Here is a 2,762-nt window from a genome sequence, read left to right as displayed (position 1 = left end):
CAGCCGCTACACACTTCCGGGCCACATGCCTTAAAGCGCGTCGCGCTGAAGCGGATTCAGGCGACGCGCTTTAGGTCTTTGTTTTGATGCATGTCGTTCTCCCAAAACCGCTGCGCACTTTTGGGCGACATGCATTAGGCGGCTTTCTTGCGCGTGTCGTAGACGTGGTCGACGAGGCCCCAGGCCTTGGCTTCCTCGGCGGTCATGAAATAGTCGCGGTCGAGCGTGCGCTCGACCTCTTCGTATGTCCGCCCGCAATGCCTGGCATAGAGCTCGGTCATGTGGTGCTTGGTGCGCAGAATGTCCTCGGCGTGGCGCTGGATGTCGGAGGCCTGGCCCTGGAAGCCGCCCAGCGGCTGATGCAGCACGATCCTTGTGTTGGGCAGCGCGATGCGCCGGCCGGGTGAGCCGGCCATCAGCAGGAAGGAGCCCATCGACGCCGCAAAACCCATGCAGACCGTCGACACCGGGCAGGAGATGTATTGCATCGTGTCGTAGATGGCGAAGCCGCTGGTCACCACGCCGCCCGGCGAGTTGATGTAGATCGATATCTCCTTGTCGGGATTGTCCGATTCCAGCGACAAAAGCTGCGCGCAGACCAGCGCCGACACGCCGTCATTGATCTCGCCGTTGATGAAGACGATGCGCTCGCGCAGCAGCCGCGAAAAGATGTCAAAGGCGCGTTCGCCGCGGCTCGACTGCTCGATCACCATCGGCACCAGATTGGCAAGGGCGCTCATTGGCCAAGTCTCCTTGGTTGTCGTTGATCAGGCTGCGTGCAGCATCATAAAGGGCGCATTGGCGGCGGTCGGGTTCTTGCGCGCGTCGAGCGACAGGCCGCAGCCGGCGCCGGCCAGGGCGACGACAGGATGCGTTGCCGGTACGAAGCCGTCATGGACGATGCTGAGATGCGTGCCGCCGGAAACCGTGGGCTCGAGCGTGAAGGTGACGACGCTGTCGAAGGCCGGAAGCCGATCAGCGTCTGCGCCCGGCCGCTCGCGCCAGGAATAGCGCAGCAGCTTGCCGGGCTCGGCCTCGAGCACCTCGCATTCGATCGGCGCATCCGGCCCGGCAAAGGCGAAGCGCTTGCCCGCCTCCGGCTTCATGTCGTTGGGCATCATCCAGGCGGCGAGCAGTTCCGGCTCGGTCAGCGCGCGCCAGACTTTTTCCGGCGGATCCGGAAGCTCGCATTCGAAGCTCAGCGGTGCACCGGTCGCTGCCGGATGTTTTATAGCCGTCATTGATCCATTTCCTTCAGAACCGTCTTCAACCTCTCGATTCGCTCCGGCCAGAAGGCGCGGTAACGTTCGATCCAGCCGAGCAGGGGATCGAGCCCTTGCGGGTCGGCGCGATAATAAGCGTTGCGGCCGGCGCGCCGCTCGATCACGAGGCCGGCGCCGCGCAGTACGGCAAGATGCTGCGAGACCGCGGGCTGCGACACGCTCATGCCGGCGCGCAATTCGGACACGGTCAATTCGTCGGCCGCCAGCCGCTCATAGACGGCGCGCCGTGTCGGATCGGCCAGCGCCCGGAAAATCTCTGCTTCGATCATGTGCGAAGCATAAGTCGATACTTATTGGTTTGGCAAGTGCCGTTTTAGGACGTCCAGCGTTTCACCGGCTCCGCGGCTCCGTCGAAGCTTGCCTCGAAGATCGGTGATGCGAGCACGGCATGGATATGAAGCGTGCCGGAACCAACATTTCGAAAGCCATGCTTGCGGTGCGCGGGAATGATCAGCGACTGCCCGGCGGTGAGTCCGGCGCGTCGGTCTTCGATCCACATTTCGGCTTTACCGGCAATCACTGTCAGCACCTCTTCCACTGGATGCGAATGCGTCGGCGCGCCGGCACCTGGCCCGACCCACTGCTCGAATATGCAAAGCTCGGCGGCGCCATTGGCGGCGGCGATCTGCATGCGGGTCTCCACTTCGGCTCGCCACATCTCTCGCGGCCGATCCTCATGCGTAACGATGTTCATTCGGATGTCTCCCCTTTTGTTTCCTACGCAGAACACTACTTCTTGGTGACATTCCTTGACAGGAGCAGCCGTCAAGAATAGAACGAAAAGAGAACAAAAACCTTGTGGGAAAAGCCAGCCTTTGCGGGCATGGGCGATCGGCAGGCTATAAGGTGCGGCGACGTAAAATTGTTTCGGATGAGCGCGGAGAAATAAGATGGCGGGTAGCGTCAATAAGGTCATTCTGGTCGGCAATCTCGGGGCGGACCCTGAAATCCGCCGGCTGAATTCGGGCGATCCGGTCGTCAACATCCGCATCGCCACGTCGGAAAGCTGGCGCGACAAGAATTCCGGCGAGCGCAAGGAGAAGACCGAGTGGCACAATGTCGTCATCTTCAACGACCAGCTCGCCAAGGTGGCCGAGCAGTATCTGAAGAAGGGCATGAAGGTCTATGTCGAGGGCCAGTTGCAGACGCGCAAATGGCAGGACCAGACCGGCAATGACCGCTACACGACCGAGGTCGTGCTGCAGAAGTTCCGCGGCGAATTGCAGATGCTCGACGCGCGTGGCGAGGGTGGCGGCGGCCAGGTCGGCAATTATTCCGGCGGCGGCAACAGCCGCGGCTCGGATTTCGGCCAGTCCGGCCCGAACGAGGGCTTCAGCCGTGGTGGCGGTGGTGGTTCCAGGGGCGGTGGCGGCGGCTCGTCGCGCGAGCTGGATGACGAGATCCCGTTCTAAGCACCGGGATCGCGCGGTGGCTATTTGAGGGGAAAGCGATGTCGCTCGGACCGCTTTTGTCCTCGCC

General features: G+C 62.3%; 5 protein-coding genes. 1 reads left to right on the top strand and 4 read right to left on the bottom strand.

What is annotated here, in order from left to right:
- Positions 1 to 134: 134 nt before the first annotated feature.
- Genes EOA29_RS31720 through EOA29_RS43400 form a run of 4 tightly spaced genes read right to left on the bottom strand, consistent with a single transcriptional unit; the run spans position 135 to position 2,190 of the window.
- Positions 135 to 740 (bottom strand): ATP-dependent Clp protease proteolytic subunit, encoded by a 606-nt coding sequence (locus EOA29_RS31720; protein WP_126093808.1) that lies wholly within the window; start codon positions 738 to 740, stop codon positions 135 to 137.
- Positions 741 to 767: 27 nt separating this feature from the next.
- Entirely contained in the window at positions 768 to 1,241 is a 474-nt protein-coding gene (locus EOA29_RS31715) for an SRPBCC domain-containing protein (protein WP_126093809.1), read from the bottom strand.
- Positions 1,238 to 1,552 (bottom strand): metalloregulator ArsR/SmtB family transcription factor, encoded by a 315-nt coding sequence (locus EOA29_RS31710; RefSeq protein ID WP_126093810.1) that lies wholly within the window; start codon positions 1,550 to 1,552, stop codon positions 1,238 to 1,240. Before EOA29_RS31710 ends, EOA29_RS31715 begins: the two co-directional genes overlap by 4 nt.
- Positions 1,553 to 1,596: 44 nt before the next feature.
- Positions 1,597 to 2,190, bottom strand: a complete 594-nt coding sequence (locus tag EOA29_RS43400; RefSeq protein WP_245468605.1) for a cupin domain-containing protein — start codon at positions 2,188 to 2,190, stop codon at positions 1,597 to 1,599.
- Between EOA29_RS43400 and EOA29_RS31700 the strand changes: the two genes are divergently transcribed.
- Positions 2,174 to 2,695, top strand: a complete 522-nt coding sequence (locus EOA29_RS31700) for a single-stranded DNA-binding protein (RefSeq protein WP_126093812.1) — start codon at positions 2,174 to 2,176, stop codon at positions 2,693 to 2,695. The genes EOA29_RS43400 and EOA29_RS31700 overlap by 17 nt on opposite strands.
- Positions 2,696 to 2,762: the final 67 nt, after the last annotated feature.

The sequence above is a fragment of the Mesorhizobium sp. M1E.F.Ca.ET.063.01.1.1 genome, assembly GCF_003998155.1.
Lineage (GTDB): Bacteria > Pseudomonadota > Alphaproteobacteria > Rhizobiales > Rhizobiaceae > Mesorhizobium.
The sequence above is the reverse complement of the archived record's forward strand: the minus strand, read 5'-3'. Positions and strand labels throughout refer to the sequence as shown.